Origin of the sequence: Neobacillus paridis, from assembly GCF_016765675.1 — a bacterium.
Lineage (GTDB): Bacteria > Bacillota > Bacilli > Bacillales > Cytobacillaceae > Neobacillus > Neobacillus paridis.
Map to the genome: position 1 here is coordinate 376,914 of NZ_JAESWB010000168.1, position 17,508 is coordinate 394,421.

Below are 17,508 nucleotides of genomic sequence, written 5' to 3' on the forward strand. Positions count from 1 at the left end.
GTGTAACGATGGAACCATTTACAATCATCTCCATTTTGCTTGGCCTTATCGTCGGTGCCGTTGTTGGCTATTTTGTTCATAAATCCATTGCTGAAGCAAAAGTTACGGGTGCAAAAAATGCTGCTGAACAGATTATTGAAGATGCGAAACGTGATGCTGATGCTTTAAAGAAAGAAGCTTTGCTTGAAGCAAAGGATGAAATTCACAAGCTTCGGACTGAAGCAGAACGTGAGGTTCGTGAACGAAGAACTGAAATGCAAAAACAAGAAAATCGTTTACTGCAAAGAGAAGAGAATTTAGATCGAAAAGAGGAAACGTTAAACAAGCGTGAAAATCTTTTAGAAAAGAAGGATGATTCTCTAAACCAAAGACAACAGCATATTGAAGAGATGGAAAGCAAAGTGGACGAGTTGGTAAGTACACAACAAACTGAACTCGAACGAATTTCGGGCTTAACGCGCGAAGAAGCGAAAACGATCATCTTAGACCGGATGGAAAAAGAACTTTCTTATGAAACTGCGATGATGATTAAGGAAAGCGAAAATCGTGCGAAAGAGGAAGCTGACAAAAAAGCGAAAGAAATCCTATCGCTTGCAATCCAACGTTGCGCTGCTGACCATGTTGCGGAAACGACTGTATCGGTCGTCAATCTTCCAAATGATGAGATGAAGGGACGAATCATTGGACGTGAAGGCAGAAATATTCGTACCCTTGAAACTTTAACTGGGATTGATTTGATTATCGATGATACCCCTGAAGCTGTTATTCTTTCAGGCTTTGATCCTATTCGGCGTGAAACAGCCAGATTAGCACTTGAAAAGCTTGTTCAGGACGGACGTATTCACCCAGCGCGAATTGAGGAAATGGTCGAAAAATCCCGCCGGGAAGTGGATGAGTATATTCGGGAAGTGGGAGAACAAACCACCTTTGAAGTAGGTGTTCATGGCCTTCATCCAGATTTGATCAAGATATTGGGGCGGTTAAAATTCCGTACAAGTTATGGTCAAAATGTCTTAAAACACTCGATGGAAGTCGCCCAGCTTTCAGGCTTGCTTGCTGCTGAGCTCGGTCAGGATGAAATGCTGGCAAGACGTGCCGGCTTGCTCCATGACATCGGTAAAGCGATTGACCACGAGGTAGAGGGCAGCCACGTAGAAATTGGAGTGGAACTTGCCACAAAATACAAGGAGCACCCAGTGGTTATCAATAGTATTGCCTCACATCATGGCGATACTGCGCCAACTTCGATCATTGCTGTGTTAGTTGCCGCTGCTGATGCTTTATCAGCTGCCAGACCAGGCGCACGAAGTGAGACGCTGGAAAACTATATCCGCCGGCTTGAGAGACTTGAAGAGATTTCGGAATCCTATGAGGGTGTGGAAAAATCCTATGCCATCCAAGCAGGTCGTGAAATCCGGATTATCGTCAGACCGGATGCTATTGATGATTTGGCGGCACATCGCTTGGCACGTGATATTCGCAAGCGTATTGAAGATGAACTGGATTATCCAGGCCATATTAAAGTGACAGTAATTCGTGAAACCCGAGCTGTAGAATACGCAAAATAAGCGGTGCATCTGCACCGCTTTCGTTATTTCTAATGATCGATGCGAACAAACTTAATTTTATTAATGAAAGGGTATATAGATGAACTTACTATTTATCGGCGACGTTGTCGGATCATCAGGAAGGGATATGGTAAAAGAGTATTTACCTAAATTAAAGGAAAAATATAGCCCGCAGATAACCATTATAAATGGAGAAAATGCTGCAGGAGGAAGGGGAATTACTAAAAAAATTTACCGTCAGTTTCTCGAACAAGGTGCACAAGCGATAACGCTTGGGAATCATGCGTGGGACAACCGGGAAATTTTTGAGTTTATTGATGACGCAAAGTATTTAGTCCGGCCGGCAAACTTTCCTAAAAGTACACCAGGAAAGGGACTTGTTTTTATCAAAATGAATCAAGTCGAGGTAGCGATCATTAATTTACAAGGCCGTACCTTTATGAATCCAATCGATTGTCCATTTCAGAAGGCGGACGAACTGATTTCAATTGCCAAGGAAAGGACCCCTTTTATCTTTGTTGACTTTCATGCTGAAGTCACGAGTGAAAAACAGGCTCTCGGCTGGTATCTTGATGGTAAAGTGTCCGCGGTCGTCGGGACGCATACACATGTTCAAACGGCAGATCATCGGATTTTGCCAGGTGGAACCGCTTATCTCACAGATGTCGGGATGACAGGGCCGTATGATGGCATTCTCGGGATGGAGAGGTCTGCAGTATTAAAACGATTCCTTACCAGTCTTCCAGTCCGCTTTGAGGTGCCTACTGGCGGCAGAAACCAATTAAGCGCTGTAACGATAGAATTGGATTCCAAAACAGGCCTTGCTAAAAAGATTGAACCAATTCTGATTAATGATGATCATCCGTTTTATTCATAATAGAGGTGTCAGCCACTATGTAAGAAACAAACATAGTCGTCTGACGCCTTTTTTTGTCCAAGCCGGAATATGTCTATTGTCTCTTGAATATAGTAGGAGTGGAATGATATATACCTGATTTGTTCATGATACTGCTCATGCGGAATCGGGATTTTACAAGGGGGAGCTAGGAATGGAAATATTAAAAGTTTCAGCAAAATCTAATCCTAATTCTGTAGCTGGTGCACTTGCCGGAGTTCTGCGTGAAAGAGGTGCGGCAGAAATACAGGCAATTGGCGCGGGTGCATTGAATCAAGCCGTAAAGGCAGTAGCCATTGCTCGAGGATTTGTAGCACCTAGCGGAGTTGATTTAATTTGTGTCCCGGCATTTACCGATATTTTAATTGACGGGGAAGAACGCACAGCTATAAAGTTAATTGTAGAGCCACGCTAAAAACAATAAAATCCAAGCGAAGAACACGACGCAAAAATTTAAAAATGGCTGCCTGGTTGTTTATAACAAGCAGGTTTTTTTCATGCATGGTTAGGTTCCTCCCTTTTTTAGTTAATAAGAAATTATAAAATTTTTCCGAATTTTATAATTTCTTATGTCGCATAAATTCAACTACGCCTCTGTCTTCATCCTTAAGGACTCGTCAGTCGGCGAGTTTTCATTTTGGAAAATAATCGAGTTGCACGAAAAAATATTATTCTACAATAAAACTTTCTGTTTTAAAATGAAGGGATTATTTGCTATAAAAATGAAGGGGAAAATATTTAAGAATATAGGTTTCTCCCATTTGTTTAGGCTAAAAATCTCGCAAACCAAAGTGCTGATTTAAAATTATAAAAAAATATTCATATTTTAGACAATATTTCAGGCAGAAGGGTTGCATTTTTTTTAACATAGGTCTAGAATTGAAAGCGTTTAGAGGTGGCCTTAATTCTAGTAAATTCTCTATTTTTAACAATGTTATGTTAATTTTTAGCGAATTGCTCGGAAATGTGCTACTCTAATACATGATTCAAGCTACTTATTTTTTACATATCCAAAGGGGTGTAACTAATGATCAATCAACTTTCATGGAAAGTTGGCGGACAACAAGGGGAAGGTATTGAAAGTACGGGGGAAATCTTTGCAATTGCACTGAATCGCCTGGGATATTACTTGTATGGTTATCGTCACTTTTCATCACGTATTAAAGGCGGTCATACCAACAACAAGATCAGAGTAAGTACGACACAAGTTCGTTCTATTTCTGATGACCTTGATATCCTTGTGGCATTCGACCAGGAAACTATTGATTTAAACTACAAAGAGCTACATAGCAATGGGGTTATTCTTGCAGATGCAAAATTTAATCCGAAAAAACCTGAAGACACGCAAAGCTCATTATATGCCGTTCCATTTACGGAAATTGCAACAGAATTAGGAACTTCATTAATGAAAAACATGGTAGCGATTGGTGCTACTTCAGCTATTTTGGATTTAGATATTCACGTATTTGAAGAAGTAGTTCGTGAGATTTTTGGCAAAAAAGGGGATCAGGTTGTTGCCAAGAACATGGATGCGATTAATGCTGGTTTCAGCTATACGAAAGAGAAAATGGATGGTAAGGTTCCAACCATGCAGCTTGAAAAAGCAGACGGTAAACACCGTATGTTTATGATTGGCAACGATGCCATCGCGTTAGGCGCACTTGCCGGCGGCTGCCGTTTCATGGCTGCCTATCCGATTACACCAGCATCTGATATTATGGAATATTTAATCAAAAAATTACCGGCACTCGGCGGTGCGGTTATCCAAACGGAGGACGAAATTGCCGCATGTACGATGACTATTGGTGCTGCTTACGGCGGCGTTCGTGCCCTGACAGCTTCATCAGGCCCTGGACTATCATTAAAAACGGAAGCAATTGGTCTTGCTGGTATAACCGAAGTGCCGATTGTCATTGTTGATACGCAAAGAGGTGGTCCTTCTACTGGTCTGCCGACAAAGCAAGAACAATCTGACCTTATGGCAATGATTTACAGCACTCATGGTGAAATTCCAAAAATCGTGATTGCTCCAAGCACGGTTGAAGAGGCATTCTATGATACTGCTGAAGCCTTTAACCTTGCCGAGGAATATCAATGCCCTGTTATTGTTCTATCTGATTTACAATTGTCTCTTGGTAAACAAACGGTGGAACCGCTTGATTTTTCCAAAGTAGAAATTCGCCGCGGTAAACTCGTGACAGAAGAACTTCCAGAGATTCCAAACAAAGGTTACTTTAAACGCTATGAAGTAACAGAGGATGGCATTTCACCACGTACTATCCCTGGGATGAAGAACGGTATTCACCATGTTACCGGGGTTGAACACGCGGAAACTGGTAAACCTTCTGAATCGGCAGCAAACCGGATTCAGCAAATGGATAAACGGTTACGTAAAATTGAAAATATTCATTTCAAAACACCTGTATATAAAAATGCACCACATGAAGAGGCTGATTTATTAATCGTTGGTTTTAACTCTACTCGAGGTGCTATTGAAGAAGCGATGGATCGGCTTGCAAAGGATGGATTGAAAGTAAACCATGCTCATGTCCGTTTAATTCACCCATTCCCAACAGACGAATTGCTTCCGCTTGTTCGTTCTGCGAAGAAGGTACTGGTAGTTGAAAATAATGCTACAGGTCAATTGGCCAATATTTTAAAAATGAATGTAGGCTATGCCGATAAAATTACGAAATTTGTTAAATACGATGGCAATCCATTCCTGCCTCATGAAGTACATTCAAAATGTAAGGAGTTGTTCTAAATGGCCACTTTTAAAGATTTTCGAAATGATGTAAAACCTAACTGGTGTCCTGGCTGTGGGGACTTCTCTGTACAGGCAGCGATTCAACGGGCAGCGGCGAATGTCGGCTTGGAACCGGAAAACTTGGCTGTCATTTCTGGTATTGGCTGTTCCGGTCGTATTTCAGGATATATTAATTCTTACGGCTTCCATGGAATCCATGGTCGTTCTCTGCCAATTGCTCAGGGAGTAAAAATGGCCAATCGTGATTTGACCGTTATTGCATCCGGCGGTGATGGTGATGGTTATGCTATTGGTATGGCTCATACGATTCATTCCATCCGCCGTAACATCGATATTACTTATATCGTAATGGATAACCAAATTTATGGCTTAACAAAGGGGCAAACATCGCCACGTTCAGCAGTAGGTTTTAAAACAAAATCTACACCAATGGGTTCCATCGAACAAGCTGTTCATCCGATGGAAATGGCGCTAACTGCCGGAGCAACGTTTGTTGCCCAAGGTTTTTCAACTGATCTAAAAGAACTTGTAGCTTTGATCGAAGCGGGGATTAAACATAAAGGTTTCTCTTTAATCAACGTGTTTAGTCCATGTGTTACTTATAATAAAGTCAACACGTATGATTGGTTTAAAGAAAACTTAACGAAATTAAGTGATATTGAAGGCTATGACCCCGCAAACCGTGAAATGGCCATGCAAACATTGATGAAGCATAATGGCTTGGTAACAGGGCTTATCTACCAAAATAAAGAGCATCCTTCTTATCAAGAGTTAGTTCATGGATACTCTGAAGCTCCATTAGCAAAAGCAGACCTAAGCCTTAACCAAGAACACTTTGATAAATTAGTGGCAGAATTTATGTAATATTATCTATACTGAGAGTCCCGGGATGATATGGTCCCGGGATTTTCTATTGTTTTCAAGCAATGAAACCTTTATACTATTATAATGTGCAGATGTGCCTTTTTCACGTTGCTTATGAAAAGTTTGTGTTAATGGTTATTTTGCAAAGAAAGGAGTTTTTTCATACATGAATGAAAAACAACGTTTAGAAAGTCAGCAAGTAAATACGGCTAATTCTTCGGACAAAAAATCCGCTAAGGATTATAGCAAGTATTTTACCAAAATCATTACAGCGCCTTCATTAAAAGATGCTAAAAAACGCGGTAAAGAAGAAGTTCAATACCATAATGATTTTGTAATCCCCGAAGAATTTAAAGGCTTGGGAAAGGGACGGAAATTCTATATTCGTACGTATGGCTGCCAAATGAATGAGCATGATACGGAAGTTATGGCTGGCATCTTTTTGGCATTGGGATATGAACCTACAGATCGGACTGAGGATGCCAATGTTATCCTGCTTAACACATGTGCCATTCGAGAAAATGCTGAGAATAAAGTTTTTGGTGAATTGGGTCATTTAAAGGCATTAAAAATGGAGAACCCAGACTTATTACTTGGTGTCTGTGGCTGTATGTCACAGGAAGAATCTGTTGTTACCAAAATTTTAAAAACATACCAACATGTTGATATGATTTTTGGAACCCATAATATCCACCGTCTGCCATACATTTTAAATGAAGCTTACATGTCTAAGGAAATGGTGGTGGAAGTATGGTCTAAGGAAGGGGACGTTATTGAAAACCTTCCAAAAGAACGCCGCGGTCATATTAAGGCATGGGTAAATATTATGTATGGCTGTGATAAATTCTGTACGTATTGTATCGTTCCTTATACACGCGGAAAAGAGCGCAGCCGCCGTCCAGAGGAAATTATCCAGGAGGTCCGTCAACTGGCGGCTCAGGGTTATAAGGAAATAACACTTCTAGGTCAAAACGTAAATGCTTACGGGAAAGACTTTGAAGATATTCAATATGGTCTTGGTGATTTAATGGATGAAATCCGGAAAATCGATATTCCTCGGGTGCGGTTTACAACAAGCCATCCACGCGACTTTGATGACCGTCTGATTGAAGTTCTTGCAAAGGGTGGAAACTTGATGAATCATATTCATCTGCCAGTACAATCAGGCTCAACAGAAGTCTTGAAAATTATGGCTCGAAAATATACAAGAGAACAATATTTAGAGCTTGTCAGAAAAATCAAAGCCGCGATTCCGGATGTTGCCTTAACAACGGACATTATCGTCGGTTATCCAAACGAAACCGACGAACAATTTGAAGAGACGCTTTCACTTTATCGGGAAGTCGGCTATGAAACAGCGTATACGTTTATTTATTCCCCTAGGGAAGGAACACCAGCGGCGAAAATGGAAGACAATGTTCCGATGGAAGTCAAGAAGGAACGCTTACAGCGTCTAAATAACCTCGTGAATGAGCTTTCTGCTGAAGCAATGAAAAAATACGAGGGTCAAATTGTTGAAGTCTTGGTTGATGGGGAAAGCAAGAACAATCCGGATGTCCTTGCAGGTTACACAACGAAAAACAAGCTAGTAAACTTTATCGGACCTAAATCAGCAATTGGCAAAATTGTCAAGGTGAAAATTACAGAAGCGAAAACCTGGTCTTTAAATGGAGAAATGGTAGAAGAAATAGAACCAGCTGAGGTGAAATAAGGTGGCGAAATATACAAAAGACGATATCGTCGCTCGTGCTGCGGAATTAGCACGAATGATTGCGGAAACGGATGAAGTGGACTTTTTTAAGCGAGCAGAAGCCCATATTCATGAAAATCCAAAGGTGAAAACATTAATTGCTGATATCAAAGGACTGCAAAAACAAGCAGTCAATCTTCAGCATTACGGCAAACTGGAAGCTTTAAAAAAGGTTGAGGAAAAAATTGCGGAAATTGAAAAGGAATTGGATGAGATCCCCATTGTTCAGGAATTTAAGCAATCACAGCTTGAAGTCAATGAACTGCTGCAACTCATTGCTTCAACCATTTCCAATACGGTAACGGACGAAATCATTATTTCTACCGGTGGCGACGTCTTGCGCGGCGAAACTGGCGCTAGCATCAAAAGCGGCGGTTCATGTGACGGTCACGGAGATTGTGACCACGAACATTAATCATGTAAACCAGGCTGTTAAAAGCCTGGTTTATTTTCATCTCCCAGCATATTCTGCCTAATGATGAAGCGGAACACCTCTATTTATCCTGCATAAAATGTCTTGACTAAACTTTTAGCCAGTATTTAGAAAAAAATCAACTCACACTAGTCTAGACATTCGCATAGGATGAAATGAAACAGAAATGAGGAGGTTCGCGCGAAATGGGAGAATACAGAGAGATATTTGCGAAGGCCGTAGTCGCGAAAGGACGTAAATATACTCAGTCCAATCATACGATTAGCCCGGCACATAATCCATCGAGCATACTTGGCTGTTGGGTTATCAACCATAAATACAACGCGAAAAAAGTTGGCAAAACAGTAGAGATCCATGGCTCCTATGACATCAACGTTTGGTACTCTTTTAATGATAATACCAAAACAGAGGTTGTTACCGAACGTGTTCAATATACCGATGTCATTAAGTTAAAGTATCGTGACAACGATAGCCTGGATGATAACGAAATTGTCGCTAAAGTACTGCAGCAGCCCAATACCTGCGAAGCGGTTATTTCCCCGAACGGCAACAGAATTATCGTCCATGTAGAAAGGGAGTTCCTCGTCGAAGTCATCGGAGAGACAAAGGTTTGTGTTCGTGTCAATCCGGATGGCTGTAAAGAAGAGGAAGAAGATTGGGGAATGGATGTTGACGATGAAGAATTCGAAGAACTAAACCCGGATTTCCTTGTCGGCGGTGAAGAAGAATAATGATAACTAGGAGGTTTTTGCTTCCTAGTTTTTTTCATAAAAAATATGAAACGTATGCACCTTAATAATAGGAGGTGCATGAACATGGAACCAAGACAGCCTGGAAATAAAAATCTTCCTGATTTTAATCAACTTACGGATCGCCTGATTGTCGAAAAACCTTCAGAACCGATGTTGGTTATAAAGACAAATCTTGATGCGGAAAATGTAACTGAACATAATCCTTATTGTCAAGGCAAGGCAGCAAAGAACCCCAAGGAATTTAAAAATTATTTTGAAGAATAAAAGCCAGGCTAGCCTTCCTGGCTATTTTCCCATTCATCCTTTAACAACGACAGGACGTAAGTATCATGAAATTGATTATTTTGATACATATAGCCGCGGAGCAAACCTTCATTGGTGAAGCCGAACTTCTGCAGGAGATTTAGAGAAATGATGTTATCTGGGTAAACAAATGCTCCAACCCGATGTAATCCCAGCTGCCGAAAACTAAAGGAAAGCACTTCTTTTAACGCTTCTGTCGTATATCCTTGCCGCCAATACGCCGGATGGAGTTCATACCCGACTTCAGCTCGTTTGTTTTTTAACTGAAGTCCATTTAAGCCAATCGTACCAATAATCTGTTGGTTTTCCTTTAATTTTATTCCCCAGCGGATTCCCCGTTTGTCGATAAAATTTTTATGATACATATCAATTAATTTTGTGGCCTCTGCCGGTAATGTCAACGGATCGGTTCCGTAGTATTTAGTCACTTCTTCCATTGATAAAATAGTGAATATGCTGTCCAAATGATAATGGGTAATTTCAATTAATTTTAATCTTTTAGTGTCTAAAATAGGGAACGTCACTTTGTCACCTCCAATTCAAGTCCTTCTTCTAGTGTATATTGGCAGGTCATAAAAATAAAGAGATTCCTTTATTTTAGTTAGTCTTGTTATTTTGAGAACGAAGAGTTTCTCATAACACCCATAAGAAAAATAAAAATTAATTGTTTATTCACGCCTTTCTGATAATATAGAAGTAAAACAATGAATTTGCCGCTAAGGAGGAGTATATAAATTGGATGATCGTCAATTTCGCAATGCAATGGGAAAATTTGCCACCGGAGTAACCGTGGTATTAACAGAGGTGGAGGGTCATGTTCATGGGATGACCGCGAATGCCTTTATGTCTGTATCATTACACCCAAAACTAGTAGTTATCTCGATTGACGAAAGAGCGCAAATGCTTGGTAAAATTACAGAAAGCAACAAGTTCTCGGTAAATATTCTAGCAGCTGATCAAAAAGAAATGTCGATGATATTTGCCGGACAAATGAAGCAGGAAGACAGGAATATTGTATTTAACCGCCTTGGTGATGCTCCTGTTTTACCAGGTGCCATTGCGCAAATAACCTGTGAAGTATCTGCTGCCCACAAAGAGGGAGATCACACGCTATTTATTGGGAAAGTGACAAACATTCATATGGAAGATTCAGAACCGCTTATTTATTTTAGTGGGAAATACAGACAATTAGCAAAAGAATAGTTCGCGTTTGAGAAATGCCAGCATAACCCTGAGTGTTTGCTGGTATTTCTTGTATATATGAAAAATCAAGATTCTTCATTTTTATTTTTTGAAAATTTTGATACCATATAGGATATAGTTCTATCAGTTGAGAGGAGAATGGCAATGGTTTTACAGCTAGAGGATGTTTCTTTAAAACGGGACGGGCAATGGATCTTAGAAAATATTAACTGGGAAATAAAGCAAGGAGAACATTGGGTGTTATTCGGCTTAAATGGTTCCGGGAAAACCGCCATTTTAAATTTACTAAATGCTTATCATTTTCCTACCAGAGGAAAGATCACCGTTCTTGGGATGGAATTTGGGAAAACTTACTTAGGCGAGAAGCTTCGCAAGCAAATTGGTTTTGTTTCCTCATCATTGCAGGATAAATTATATCCAAATGATAATGCCTTTGAAGTCACCTTAAGCGGGGCATTTGCCTCCATTGGTCTCTATGAAATACCTACTGATGAAATGAGACAAAAGGCAGGTGCATTGCTCGAGGAGTTGGGATGTAACGATTATGCCAACCGACGATATGAAACACTTTCACAGGGGGAAAAACAACGGGTGCAAATAGCCCGGGCCTTAATGGCAGATCCGTCTCTGCTCATTCTCGATGAACCGACAAACGGCTTGGACTTTATTGCCCGGGAACAATTGTTGGAATCTATCGAAAGAATTGCCGCCAAACCGAAGGCGCCGACGATCATTTATGTCACCCATCATGTCGAAGAAATATTGCCTGTTTTCAACAAAACCCTATTGTTAAAAAAAGGACAAGTATTCGCTGCCGGAAATACGAGAGAAATGCTGTCAAGCGAGCAGCTTTCCAGTTACTTCGATATTCCGGTAAATGTCATTTGGGAGAATAATAGACCCTTACTATCCAAAAAGCAGGTAGTTTCTGGCACCATGTGAATAGATCACATGGTGCTGTTAATCTGCAATTTTTAAAAAGTCGGTGACTTGCGTAATATGTTGCTCGATTGGGTAGGTTTTGTAAAGCAGACTGGAAAGCCGTATGGGGTCCCCAAAAAAATATCTTTCATATTGGGTTTGCCTGGTACCAAAGGAGCTCATCGTCAATTCCCAGGCAAGGCGGAAGATTTTTACCCGGTCCTCAGCAGATCGACAGGAACCTTGAAGATATTGGTCCAAATCTGTTCGAATCATTGATTTAAAATCTTCTTCTGTCGGCAAGGTCACCATTCCGCTTGCCCCGATTAATTGAATAATTTCACTAAAGCGCGGATAGATTCTTGGAAAAATATTGCTTGCAACTTGCAGTGCTGTCATACTGGGCCGCATATATCCCCATTGATCTATTTCTGCCTCTACTTCCGACTTGATTAATAGGGCCTTCATCGTTTCCAGGCCAATAATGATCTCAGACAGTTTCTCTTGTATATGTTGATAGCTGCTGACATTGATTGTCTCGACCAAAAGCCCGGCCAGCCCTAGGATAAATTCTGTTTTTACGATTTGCCTTGTCACGGCCTGGTGGGTGGCAAAATGATGGAAAGAGCTTTGCTGGATGAAATCATTGGCCGCATCGATATTATCGTAAAAAAAGACCCGGTCCCATGGAACCAAGACGTTGTCGAAAACGAGAATGGTGTCCATTTCTTCATAACGCGAGCTGAGCGGATAATTGTAGGAAGAATCTCCACCCACAAACGATTCCCGGCAAATAAACTTTAACCCATTTGTATTTGTAGGGATAGAGAAAGCAAAGGCCTCCGCTTCATTAAAAAATCCCCCGGCAGCATAAACCAGCACTTCATCGGTCAAACCGCCCTGTGTCGCCAACAGGCGGGCTCCTTTTACAATAATCCCTTGATTATTTTTATCTATTACACGTGCCGAAATCGGCTCTGTTGAAAAATCTAGATTAATCTGAGAGCGGTTCACCTGAGGAGTTATAAAGGTGTGGGTAAATGATAAGTCGTTTTCTCTAGCCCGTTTATACAGGGAGCGAATATTATCGGGAAAACAGTTTTCCTTGCCTTCCAAAGCGCCTGCAGAAGAGGCAAAAGCCATCACAACTGAATTCATATAATCCGGGCTTCTTCCCATCAACCCATGGGTATGTCTCGCCCAAATTTCCATCATCGTTCGTCTTTTCATTAAATCTTCACATGATTTTGGTTGTAAATAAGAGAGCCCAATCGTTTCGCCTGTTTCTGGGGAAATATAGGTTAATTTGCGTTTGAGGTGCGGTAAATGCTGTAGGTCGTAAAGGGATGCTTTACTTTGGAGAAGTCCCCTAAAGGCGGGATGCTCAGAAATTTTTCCGTCTATTTTTTTGCCGTCAAGCCAAATATTTGCATGAAGCCAGTCAATCCGCTCAATAAATTCCTTTCCGTTAATGGCTCCCATATAACCACTCCTTATCACTTCTGGTCATTTTATAATGATATAGCTAGTTTTATTTTATTGGATCACTTAGCGACTGGTGCCAACATAATAGCGGAGAGTGTCATAAAGGGCTGTGGGTACTTTTCATATCGGGTATACCGAGAAAAAGCAGCCAAGGCAAAGGTAAAATGTGACTAACAAAAAAACCAAATATCATAGTATAATATAAAAGGGTACAATAATATTATGGAACAAAATTAGTCCAAGTATTCCAAGATTATGCATTTCCTGTTATTCTATTGTATAAACGTGTTACTTTTTTGCAAACGGTGTATTATTATCCTATGGATTAATCGTATAGGACATAAATCATTTAAAATAAAATTTTCGATTTATATATTTGGAAACCTTCTTAAATGAAGGGATTTAATAGAAATAGTAAAGGTTGGGAAAATATGAAATTATTATCTGTAGTCATTCCTTGCTATAATTCACAAGAATATATGAGGTATTGTATAGAATCGCTTCTACCAGGTGGGGAAAACGTAGAGCTGTTGATTATAAATGATGGTTCCGTTGACCAAACAGCTGAAATTGCCAATGAATATGCAAAAAAATATCCCACGATTGTAAAGGCGGTTCACCAGGAAAACGGTGGACACGGTGAAGCCGTAAATGCCGGTATCCGTAATGCAACCGGACGCTATCTAAAGGTCGTCGATAGTGATGACTGGGTAGATACTAGAGCGTATCTTAAACTCTTGCAAAAAATTAGTGAATTTGTAACGGAACAAAAAATGGTTGATATGATCATCAGCAATTTTGTTTATGAAAAAGAAGGTACACATTATAAAAAAGTGATGAAATATGAAAATGTTCTTCCTGAAGGAAAGGTTTTTACCTGGAATGAGATTAGGAATTTTCGTAAAGGACAATATATTTTAATGCATTCTGTTATCTACCGAACTCAACTATTAAGAGATTGCGGGTTAGAACTGCCAAAACACACCTTCTATGTAGACAACTTGTTTGTTTATGTTCCGCTTCCGCATGTTAAGAGAATGTATTATCTCAATGTCGATTTTTATCGCTATTTTATCGGTAGGGAAGACCAATCGGTTCATGAAAGTGTCATGATCAAAAGAATCGATCAACAGATCAAAGTAAATAAGTTAATGATTGAGCAGGTACAAATTGAAAGTATTGAAAATCCAAAGCTTCGTCAGTATTTGCTCCACCATTTGGAAATTGTGACCGTCGTGTCTGCTATTTTGTTAATACGTTCAGGAACAAAAGAGAATCTGAAAAAGAAAAAAGAATTGTGGAACTATATTAAGGAAAAGGATTTACTGCTTTACCATAGTCTCAAATACGGTATTATGGGACAAATGATTAATTTACCCGGCCGGGTTGGTCGCAGCATCTCTGTCGGAGCATACAAAATATCACAAAAAATGGTGGGCTTTAATTAACAGTCAAAAATAAAAAATAGCTTAACTATTTGTTTGGAGAATGATCTTATTGAATAGTAAATATGATTTTTTAATTGTTGGTGCTGGTCTTTATGGTGCGGTGTTTGCCCATGAAGCGAAAAAAGCCGGAAAATCCTGCCTCATCATTGATAAACGCGGTCATATTGCAGGAAATATCTATACTGAAAAAATGGAAGGTATTCAGGTCCACAAATATGGAGCCCATATTTTTCATACGAATAATAAAGCAGTATGGGAATTTGTTAACCAATTTGCCGAATTTAACCGCTATACCAATAGCCCGGTGGCCAATTTCCATGGCGAAATATACAATTTGCCATTTAATATGAATACCTTTAACAAAATGTGGGGCGTAGTAACACCGGAAGAAGCTAAGCGGAAAATTGACGAGCAGCGCCGTGCCAATTATGTGGAGCAGCCACAAAATTTAGAGGAGCAGGCGATTAATCTTGTTGGACTTGATATTTATGAAAAATTAATTCGCGGCTACACCGAAAAGCAGTGGGGGCGCCCATGCCATGAACTTCCGGCCTTTATTATCCGCAGGCTGCCGGTTCGATTTACCTACGATAATAACTACTTTAACGCTCTATATCAGGGCATACCGATTGGCGGCTATACCGCGATGGTAGAGCGGATGATCGAAGGAATTGAAGTGGTACTCAATACAGACTATTTGGCCGCCAAAGATAAATGGGACAGCATTGCCGATAAGGTGGTTTACACGGGCCCGATTGATGCTTATTTTGACTATCAATTTGGAGTTTTGGAATACCGAAGTTTACAGTTTGAAACTGAGATTGTCGACATGTCCAACTTCCAGGGCAATGCGGTCGTCAATTATACTGATCGCGAGACCCCATATACCCGTATCATTGAGCATAAGCACTTTGAATTTGGCACACAGCCTAAAACCGTCATCAGTCGTGAGTACAGCGTTGAATGGAAGCGCGGCGATGAGCCTTACTATCCTGTCAATGATAAAAAAAACAGCGCCCTATATCAAGAATATAAGGCGCTGGCGAATGCCGAGAGCAACGTCATTTTTGGCGGCCGGTTAGCCGAATATAAATATTACGATATGGACAATGTTGTCGAGTTTGCTTTACAAAAAGCAAAGGAAGTATTGGGACGAGGCTAATGTCCAACGGCCATCCCACATCAAATCATAACCACCCTTGAATGAAAGGGTGGTTATGAGCCATTTTTCAATTCTTCTTATAATAAATTTCTGTACGTAATTTTTCTCTCCTGTTTGTTGTTTGTATAAAATAAAAACACGCATCAACGCGTGCAAGTTACTTTCTACGGGCATGCCATAATATTTTCGAACGGTCCAATTCTTTTTTATTTTACTCTTTTTAATTCACGAAGTTCTGTTTCTTGTTCAAGTGAACGCAAGGCCAATGATTCGAGAATCTTATCTTGTCGTTCTTGACCTTCTTTTAAGGAGGTTAGTTCGCCGTGCACTTTATGAACATCCATTGAAAGAGATTCTAACTTTGCGTTTGTTTCCTCTTGTCGGTGGATTACAGCTTTTATCAATTCTGTGTTTTCATCGAGTTGAGATTTAACAGTATCAAGTTCACCCTTAACGGCAACGAGATCATTTTTAACAGTACCAAGTTCATCCTTAACAGCAACGAGATCATTTTTAACAGTACCAAGTTCATCCTTAACAGCAACGAGATCATTTTTAACAGTACCAAGATCATCCTTTACCCCAGTGATTTCCTTCAAAAGCCGTTCGAACATTTGTTCTACAGTCATTTCTTATTCCTCCTCATATTTAAATTTATTTATTTAAATGATATCTTTCATGTTTCCTCGTTTGGATTCTTGATACTCTCCCATAGAGTCCCACTCTTATGATAACACAAGTACCTTTTAAAATGTGGACAGAAAAAACAAGGTGTGTGCTAAGGGAAGAATACTTGGAGTGAAGGATAATAGTGAAATTTAATACAAAAAATAGAAAAACCCTCGCAATGCAAGGGTTTCAGTGACGTCCCAGAGAGGATTCGAACCTCCGACCTACAGTTTAGGAAACTGTTGCTCTATCCAACTGAGCTACTAGGACATGATAATAATTTATTAACTTTTTGTTTCACTAATACCTTGTTCTTTGTCGTCCTGATCTCAGAAAGACTACTCAAGGAGCGGCTCGATCAGTACGCTGTAGCAAAGTCAGGGCAGCAATTTCGATCGTGCTCTATCCAACTGAGCTACTAGGACAAATATGAACTTATTAATGGAACGTTATCTATTATAAAGAGTTAGCCCGGAAACGTCAAATAAAAATTTTTAACGGGGAAGACCCTTTGGACGAATCGGTTTATTTCCTGCTTTTTTTCGAAATAGCAGCCAAATGAGTAAACTTAAGGCAATAAGCAGTCCTTCCATCGAAAAAATATAGTTAGGATAAGGTCCTAAATAGTCCAGCAAGCTGGCACTCTCTGGCTTATGGCGTAAAAACATATAATTGCCGTTCACCAGTTTATTAACGGCCATGATTATCGGCAGTAACACATTCAAAAACAACAGCAGTTTTACCACAGACCAGATGGTCGGCCGATAGCCTTTCACCCAGGTAAAATACAACGGCACCCAAATCATCATAAAATGAGTAAAAAAGAAATGCAAAAAGCGAAAATGTGGGAAATCATAATACAAGAGTGGTGTAACTAATGCTTGAGTTGCCCCCAATAGCCCAGTGAATAACAGAATTTCATAAACCCATTTTTTCTTGGTTAATAACAAAATAATCGTTAAAAGTAAACTAATGCTGCATAATTCTAATGGAAGCGAGTCACTGACATGCCAGATTCTATTTCGGATCAACCAGACATGGTAGGTAACTTCAAAAAGAGTGAGCAATATCGCTAATCCAATTTCGCTAGAACGCCAATCCTTCGCTCTTAGTTTTGTCCGAAATAAAAAAATCCAAGCCGAAATGATCAAGAGAAATGCTAACATAATAAGATGATTAGCAGAAAACATTATAAATGGATTTTCCTTATAGCTGCCGCCAAACCACTCCATATTGCCCACCATCCCTAATAAAATCATAGCATGTAATGGAAAGAAATTGAATCTGA

17 protein-coding genes and 1 tRNA gene are annotated in these 17,508 nt (G+C 40.0%); 13 read left to right on the forward strand and 5 right to left on the reverse strand.

Translation table 11 applies throughout. The features are described from left to right. Positions 1-8 precede the first annotated feature (8 nt). The 9 genes from rny (at position 9) to JK635_RS10905 (ending at position 9,293) form a co-directional block, all read left to right on the forward strand. Positions 9-1,568 carry a ribonuclease Y gene (rny, locus tag JK635_RS10865; RefSeq protein ID WP_202653963.1) on the forward strand — a complete coding sequence of 520 codons (1,560 nt, stop codon included), beginning with the start codon at positions 9-11 and terminating at the stop codon, positions 1,566-1,568. A gap of 79 nt (positions 1,569-1,647) precedes the next feature. Next, positions 1,648-2,445 (forward strand): TIGR00282 family metallophosphoesterase, encoded by a 798-nt coding sequence (locus tag JK635_RS10870; RefSeq protein WP_202653964.1) that lies wholly within the window; start codon positions 1,648-1,650, stop codon positions 2,443-2,445. Between the two features lie 172 nt (positions 2,446-2,617). Next, positions 2,618-2,878: a stage V sporulation protein SpoVS gene (gene spoVS, locus JK635_RS10875; RefSeq protein ID WP_038541258.1), complete on the forward strand. Its 261-nt coding sequence runs from the start codon at positions 2,618-2,620 to the stop codon at positions 2,876-2,878. Between the two features lie 612 nt (positions 2,879-3,490). After that, positions 3,491-5,227 (forward strand): 2-oxoacid:acceptor oxidoreductase subunit alpha, encoded by a 1,737-nt coding sequence (locus JK635_RS10880; RefSeq protein ID WP_202653965.1) that lies wholly within the window; start codon positions 3,491-3,493, stop codon positions 5,225-5,227. Beyond that, complete coding sequence (locus JK635_RS10885; protein ID WP_202653966.1) at positions 5,228-6,094, forward strand: 2-oxoacid:ferredoxin oxidoreductase subunit beta; 867 nt, start codon at positions 5,228-5,230, stop codon at positions 6,092-6,094. Between the two features lie 166 nt (positions 6,095-6,260). Then, positions 6,261-7,805 carry a tRNA (N6-isopentenyl adenosine(37)-C2)-methylthiotransferase MiaB gene (gene miaB / locus JK635_RS10890; protein WP_202653967.1) on the forward strand — a complete coding sequence of 515 codons (1,545 nt, stop codon included), beginning with the start codon at positions 6,261-6,263 and terminating at the stop codon, positions 7,803-7,805. Position 7,806: 1 nt separating this feature from the next. Next, positions 7,807-8,259 (forward strand): YlbF/YmcA family competence regulator, encoded by a 453-nt coding sequence (locus JK635_RS10895; protein ID WP_202653968.1) that lies wholly within the window; start codon positions 7,807-7,809, stop codon positions 8,257-8,259. Positions 8,260-8,462: 203 nt separating this feature from the next. Then, complete coding sequence (locus tag JK635_RS10900; RefSeq protein WP_202653969.1) at positions 8,463-9,008, forward strand: outer spore coat protein CotE; 546 nt, start codon at positions 8,463-8,465, stop codon at positions 9,006-9,008. Positions 9,009-9,092: 84 nt separating this feature from the next. Next, on the forward strand, positions 9,093-9,293 hold the full coding sequence (locus JK635_RS10905) for a hypothetical protein (RefSeq protein ID WP_202653970.1): 201 nt from the start codon (positions 9,093-9,095) through the stop codon (positions 9,291-9,293). Positions 9,294-9,301: 8 nt separating this feature from the next. Here JK635_RS10905 and JK635_RS10910 read toward each other — a convergent pair whose 3' ends face one another. After that, complete coding sequence (locus tag JK635_RS10910) at positions 9,302-9,856, reverse strand: GNAT family N-acetyltransferase (protein WP_202653971.1); 555 nt, start codon at positions 9,854-9,856, stop codon at positions 9,302-9,304. A gap of 211 nt (positions 9,857-10,067) precedes the next feature. Between JK635_RS10910 and JK635_RS10915 the strand changes: the two genes are divergently transcribed. Then, positions 10,068-10,535 carry a flavin reductase family protein gene (locus JK635_RS10915; protein ID WP_202653972.1) on the forward strand — a complete coding sequence of 156 codons (468 nt, stop codon included), beginning with the start codon at positions 10,068-10,070 and terminating at the stop codon, positions 10,533-10,535. Between the two features lie 144 nt (positions 10,536-10,679). Further along, positions 10,680-11,477: an ABC transporter ATP-binding protein gene (locus JK635_RS10920; RefSeq protein WP_202653973.1), complete on the forward strand. Its 798-nt coding sequence runs from the start codon at positions 10,680-10,682 to the stop codon at positions 11,475-11,477. A gap of 18 nt (positions 11,478-11,495) precedes the next feature. On the opposite strand, the gene hpaB is transcribed toward JK635_RS10920, so the two are convergent. After that, positions 11,496-12,938 carry a 4-hydroxyphenylacetate 3-monooxygenase, oxygenase component gene (gene hpaB, locus JK635_RS10925; RefSeq protein WP_202653974.1) on the reverse strand — a complete coding sequence of 481 codons (1,443 nt, stop codon included), beginning with the start codon at positions 12,936-12,938 and terminating at the stop codon, positions 11,496-11,498. Positions 12,939-13,372: 434 nt separating this feature from the next. On the opposite strand from hpaB, the gene JK635_RS10930 reads away from it, so the two are divergent. Beyond that, positions 13,373-14,389, forward strand: a complete 1,017-nt coding sequence (locus tag JK635_RS10930; RefSeq protein WP_202653975.1) for a glycosyltransferase family 2 protein — start codon at positions 13,373-13,375, stop codon at positions 14,387-14,389. A gap of 49 nt (positions 14,390-14,438) precedes the next feature. Then, complete coding sequence (gene glf, locus JK635_RS10935) at positions 14,439-15,551, forward strand: UDP-galactopyranose mutase (RefSeq protein ID WP_368857083.1); 1,113 nt, start codon at positions 14,439-14,441, stop codon at positions 15,549-15,551. Between the two features lie 206 nt (positions 15,552-15,757). Here glf and JK635_RS10940 read toward each other — a convergent pair whose 3' ends face one another. The 3 genes from JK635_RS10940 to JK635_RS10950 form a co-directional block, all read right to left on the reverse strand. After that, the gene (locus JK635_RS10940; protein WP_202653977.1) at positions 15,758-16,180 is read right to left on the reverse strand and encodes a hypothetical protein; all 423 of its coding nucleotides are present in this window, start codon (positions 16,178-16,180) and stop codon (positions 15,758-15,760) included. 236 nt (positions 16,181-16,416) lie between these two features. Continuing rightward, a tRNA-Arg gene (locus JK635_RS10945) sits at positions 16,417-16,490 on the reverse strand. A gap of 224 nt (positions 16,491-16,714) precedes the next feature. Next, positions 16,715-17,452: a YwaF family protein gene (locus tag JK635_RS10950; RefSeq protein WP_202653978.1), complete on the reverse strand. Its 738-nt coding sequence runs from the start codon at positions 17,450-17,452 to the stop codon at positions 16,715-16,717. Positions 17,453-17,508: the final 56 nt, after the last annotated feature.

Bases quoted from the DNA above. Each gene is read 5' to 3' on its own strand.
- rny (WP_202653963.1), top strand. From the start codon at position 9: ATGGAACCATTTACAATCATCTCCATTTTGCTTGGCCTTATCGTCGGT.
- JK635_RS10870 (WP_202653964.1), top strand. From the start codon at position 1,648: ATGAACTTACTATTTATCGGCGACGTTGTCGGATCATCAGGAAGGGAT.
- spoVS (WP_038541258.1), top strand. From the start codon at position 2,618: ATGGAAATATTAAAAGTTTCAGCAAAATCTAATCCTAATTCTGTAGCT.
- JK635_RS10880 (WP_202653965.1), top strand. From the start codon at position 3,491: ATGATCAATCAACTTTCATGGAAAGTTGGCGGACAACAAGGGGAAGGT.
- JK635_RS10885 (WP_202653966.1), top strand. From the start codon at position 5,228: ATGGCCACTTTTAAAGATTTTCGAAATGATGTAAAACCTAACTGGTGT.
- miaB (WP_202653967.1), top strand. From the start codon at position 6,261: ATGAATGAAAAACAACGTTTAGAAAGTCAGCAAGTAAATACGGCTAAT.
- JK635_RS10900 (WP_202653969.1), top strand. From the start codon at position 8,463: ATGGGAGAATACAGAGAGATATTTGCGAAGGCCGTAGTCGCGAAAGGA.
- JK635_RS10905 (WP_202653970.1), top strand. From the start codon at position 9,093: ATGGAACCAAGACAGCCTGGAAATAAAAATCTTCCTGATTTTAATCAA.
- JK635_RS10920 (WP_202653973.1), top strand. From the start codon at position 10,680: ATGGTTTTACAGCTAGAGGATGTTTCTTTAAAACGGGACGGGCAATGG.
- hpaB (WP_202653974.1), bottom strand. From the start codon at position 12,938: ATGGGAGCCATTAACGGAAAGGAATTTATTGAGCGGATTGACTGGCTT.
- JK635_RS10930 (WP_202653975.1), top strand. From the start codon at position 13,373: ATGAAATTATTATCTGTAGTCATTCCTTGCTATAATTCACAAGAATAT.
- JK635_RS10940 (WP_202653977.1), bottom strand. From the start codon at position 16,180: ATGACTGTAGAACAAATGTTCGAACGGCTTTTGAAGGAAATCACTGGG.
- JK635_RS10950 (WP_202653978.1), bottom strand. From the start codon at position 17,452: ATGGAGTGGTTTGGCGGCAGCTATAAGGAAAATCCATTTATAATGTTT.